The following is a 3,676-nucleotide window of genomic DNA, read 5'->3' as shown; positions in this document are numbered from 1 at the left end:
GACCCGAACCTTGCGCCTTTTTAAGTGGGCTTGGCTCGTGAACTGGCACGCCTGGGCGTGCTTTTCGGCGTGCCGAAAAAAGGCGTCGCAGACCACACACCAAATGGAATTTGGTATAGTGTGCTATACCAAAATGAGATTTTGTGTTACGATCAAGCCAAATTTAGTGGTCGAAAATGGGGTGCAGCAATGGCTCAATATTCAATTATTCGGATGCAAAAATTCAAGAGCGCCGATTTGCAGGGAATCCAAAAACATAATCAAAGACAAGGGAAAAATTCGAGCAACAAGGACATTGATCGGGACCGGACAAAACTGAATTATGATTTAGTGAATCAAGAAAATATTCGATACGAAAAAGTGGTTAAGTCTCAAATTGCTGAACGGGTAAAAAGAAAACCTCGTGATAATTCTGTTGTGCTCTGTGAATTTTTGATTTCGGCAAGTCCGGAATACATGCAGCAGTTGTCTCCAGAAGAACAAAAACGATATTTTCAAACGAGCCTTGAACATATACAGGAGAAATACGGCCAGCAGAACGTCCTGTACGCTTCTGTTCACATGGATGAAGCCAACCCTCACATGCACCTCGGAATCACGCCTATAACGGACGATAACAGGCTATCAGCAAAGGATATATTCAATGGCAAGCAGGTTATGGTTCAATTGCAGACGGATTTTAACGAATACGTGAATGAAAAAGGATTTGAACTGGATCGCGGTGAATCATCTGACCGAAAAAATATTGAGGTCCACAAATTCAAAAAAGAGAAGCTGGAAGAAAACCTTGTTCAGCTGGAAGCTAAAGTAGCGGAAAAAGAGAAAAATTTGCGTGCATTGGCTACGGCTGCAGAACGAGTGAAGCCGTTGGAAGAAGTGAAAGTGGAGAAGGGCTCTCTATTTGGCTCGAAAACGGTCAAATTAGCCGTTTCAGACTTTGAGAGTATAAAAACCCTTGCTGAAGCGTCAGAAGCCCTTAAAACGGAAAATAAAGCCCTAAACGATGAAAATATAAAACATTTGCTGTCGCTTGTTGAGTTTGAAGATAAAAATATAGAATTGGCTAAGCGAAATAAAAAATTACAGCAGGAAAAAGAAGAATTAAAAAAAGAATTAGAGAGTACAAGAAAATATACAAAAGAGTTGGAAAAGCATAGAGATTATCTAGTAACAGTTATTGAGAATATCAAAGGGTATTCGCAGAAATACATTGGAGTCGCAAAGGACAAAATGCAGGAGTACGTTGGCAGTGCAAGGGCGAGTGCTATTTTTATGAACTTTGGAAGAGCCATAATTAAGTCTGAGAAATTATATGAGCTTGTTCCTGAAGATGAACATAAAGGAGCCAGGGCTTTTGCTGAAAAGGCAAAAGCGACTTGGAAGGAAAAAGAAAAAGAGTTACTAGAAAAAAAGGCTGCACAACCAAAACGCCGGTTAAAAGATGATTTTGAACTGGAACGCTAAACACGAATATCAAATAAAAAAGCCTCCGATTGGGGGCTTTTGTTTTCGGGCTTTGAAGCTAAGCTTTTTCTTTTTTTAATTCTAGATTTCTTTTTTTTAGTTCTTGTTCTATGAGCTGTATGAAATCTGTATCTGCGTTCAATTTTAATGCTTTGTTGTATGTTTCGATTAGAAGTTCATCAGTCATATTTTTCATGTAATCCCTCCTGTATTGAGGAGTATTTACCCTACAAATTTCCAAAAAAACTTAGGGCTGAATTGTTATTTTAACGTTTTTGGATAAAAAAAAGACGACTTTTTTAAAGTCGTCTTTTTTTTATGTTTTTAAATCGTTTAAACGCTTGCGTAGCAAGGGTTTAAACGGGTTTCTTCTTTACTTGATACTATATAGAAACAACTCTCATGACTAAAAACAGGGTTCAGCCTTAGAGCCACAAGGGCTGAGAGCACTTTTTAAAGGTAGACAGAAAAAAAGCCATCTGTTATGGTGAAAGTGTCGAGTTTCCAACCAATAACAAATGGGCTTTTTTGGCTCACCCGTGAAGGCGAGGTTTTATTATTTGTATACAAAAAGATAATAACATAAACATTCTCCGTGACACAAGAGCAAACGGGAAAGATCGTGACTGGAAGGGAAAGAAAAAACGATCTTTGCTGATGGCTGAACATTATGGAGAAGCTGGCTTAAACAAAAAAGCTGAGCGTATGGAGCAATGTGCCGATACGCTTTTGTTTAAAAAGTCAGCAGAAAAATTAAAGCTGTTCCAAGCTTATTTTTGCAAAGTGAGGTTATGCCCTATGTGTAACTGGCGCCGATCACTCAAAATTGCGTTTCACAATAAGCAGATCGTAGAGGCAGCAAATGAACGTGAAAATTTAAAATGGATTTTTCTCACGTTGACCGTACGGAATGTAGAGGGAAGCGAATTAAAAAACACAATGGATGTTATGACGAAAGCATGGAATAATTTTTCTCGATATGCGGCATTCAAAAAGTCGGTAAAAGGTTATTTTCGAGCAATGGAAGTTACAAAGAATCGAGAAAAAGAAAGTGAGTGGTATGCAACGTATCATCCTCATTTTCATGTGCTTTTAGCTGTAAAACCAAGCTTTTTTACAAAAGATTATATTAAGCAGGCTGAATGGATAGCAATGTGGCGCAAGGCAATGAAACTCGACTATGATCCAATTGTTCATGTGCAAAGGGTAAAAGCAAAAAAGGAATCACCTGATTTGAATGAGATCGAGCAGGATGTAAAAAGAGCTGTTGAAGAGCAAAATGCGATACTGGAAGTATCGAAATATCCTGTCAAAGATTCAGATGTGATCGTGGGGAATTCTGTCACGACGGATAATGTCGAAACGGTTTTAGATTTGGATAATGCTTTAGCATATAAACGTCTGATCGCTTACGGCGGCTTGCTAAAAGAGATACATAAAGAATTAAATTTAGATGATGCTGAGGACGGCGATTTGATTCGTGTTGGCGAGGAAAATGCTGATGAAATCGCAAATGGTGCTATCGAGGTTATGGCTTATTGGCATGTAGGTTTAAAAAATTACGTCTTAAAGTGAAAGATCCCTTTTCAGGGATCTTTTTTATTTTTAAAAAAATCCGAAAAATGAAACTATTTGAGATATAATGGCAAAAAAAGTGTCGGATAATGAAAAGGGGGAATGGTTTTTGTGATTAATTTTGAAGTGAGTTTGAAAGAAGAAAATAAAGCTCCTCGAACAATTTTAGATCGTTATTTAGACGGTGATAAAGCTGAAACTTTATTCTCTGAAACTCAAAAGAAATTCTCTGACTATTACGTTGAGCCTAGTAAAGAAAACCAGCCTTTTGTATATATGAGTACAACGCCAGTCGTAAGTGATGAAATTAAAGGAATGATGGCTGGTTATAGAGGAGTAGCGTGTTTCAAAATTGAAGTGAAAGAGCAAATAGTTGATTTTATAAATAAAATTGAGAAGCCATAAGGCTTCTTTTTTTGATTTTCCTTGTTTTTGGGTGTGAGGATTGGAAGGTTTGAATTGTTTGTTTTTTGAGAGCGAAAAAGAAATTTGGGGCGACTGGGCCAAACGGTTTTTGCCGTACACTTTTGCGATAAGCCGACAACCAAAACCCTCGTTTTTGGTTTGCTCGGATTGTAAGCAAAACAGAACGGCAAAAATAAAAAGGGGCAAGGGGAAAAGGGTGGAGATTTTTCAG

5 protein-coding genes are annotated in these 3,676 nt (G+C 37.9%); 4 read left to right on the top strand and 1 reads right to left on the bottom strand.

Features of this window, described 5'->3' with window-relative positions; genetic code table 11:
- Window positions 1-189 precede the first annotated feature (189 nt).
- Entirely contained in the window at window positions 190-1,464 is a 1,275-nt protein-coding gene (mobV, locus tag VP97_RS21955) for a MobV family relaxase (RefSeq protein ID WP_156153595.1), read from the top strand.
- 58 nt (window positions 1,465-1,522) lie between these two features.
- Here the strand turns inward: mobV and VP97_RS23550 are convergent, their stop codons facing one another.
- Window positions 1,523-1,660: a sporulation histidine kinase inhibitor Sda gene (locus VP97_RS23550; protein ID WP_082220502.1), complete on the bottom strand. Its 138-nt coding sequence runs from the start codon at window positions 1,658-1,660 to the stop codon at window positions 1,523-1,525.
- Between the two features lie 362 nt (window positions 1,661-2,022).
- Between VP97_RS23550 and VP97_RS21950 the strand changes: the two genes are divergently transcribed.
- The 3 genes from VP97_RS21950 to VP97_RS24385 all read left to right on the top strand — a co-directional run.
- Window positions 2,023-3,039: a protein rep gene (locus VP97_RS21950; protein ID WP_425388517.1), complete on the top strand. Its 1,017-nt coding sequence runs from the start codon at window positions 2,023-2,025 to the stop codon at window positions 3,037-3,039.
- 111 nt (window positions 3,040-3,150) lie between these two features.
- A complete protein-coding gene (locus tag VP97_RS21945; RefSeq protein ID WP_156153594.1) occupies window positions 3,151-3,444 on the top strand; it encodes a hypothetical protein in 294 nt (97 codons plus the stop codon).
- Window positions 3,445-3,484: 40 nt separating this feature from the next.
- The coding region (locus VP97_RS24385) for a hypothetical protein (RefSeq protein WP_216594942.1) at window positions 3,485-3,676 on the top strand (192 nt) is incomplete at its 3' end.

The sequence above is a fragment of the Domibacillus robiginosus genome (assembly GCF_000966195.1).
In the GTDB taxonomy this organism is placed as follows: Bacteria; Bacillota; Bacilli; order Bacillales; family Domibacillaceae; genus Domibacillus; species Domibacillus robiginosus.
The sequence above is the reverse complement of the archived record's forward strand: the minus strand, read 5'-3'. Positions and strand labels throughout refer to the sequence as shown.

What these genes read in the sequence shown, in the direction of transcription:
- VP97_RS23550 (WP_082220502.1), bottom strand. Translation starts at nt 1,660, where the DNA reads ATGAAAAATATGACTGATGAACTTCTAATCGAAACATACAACAAAGCA.
- mobV (WP_156153595.1), top strand. Translation starts at nt 190, where the DNA reads ATGGCTCAATATTCAATTATTCGGATGCAAAAATTCAAGAGCGCCGAT.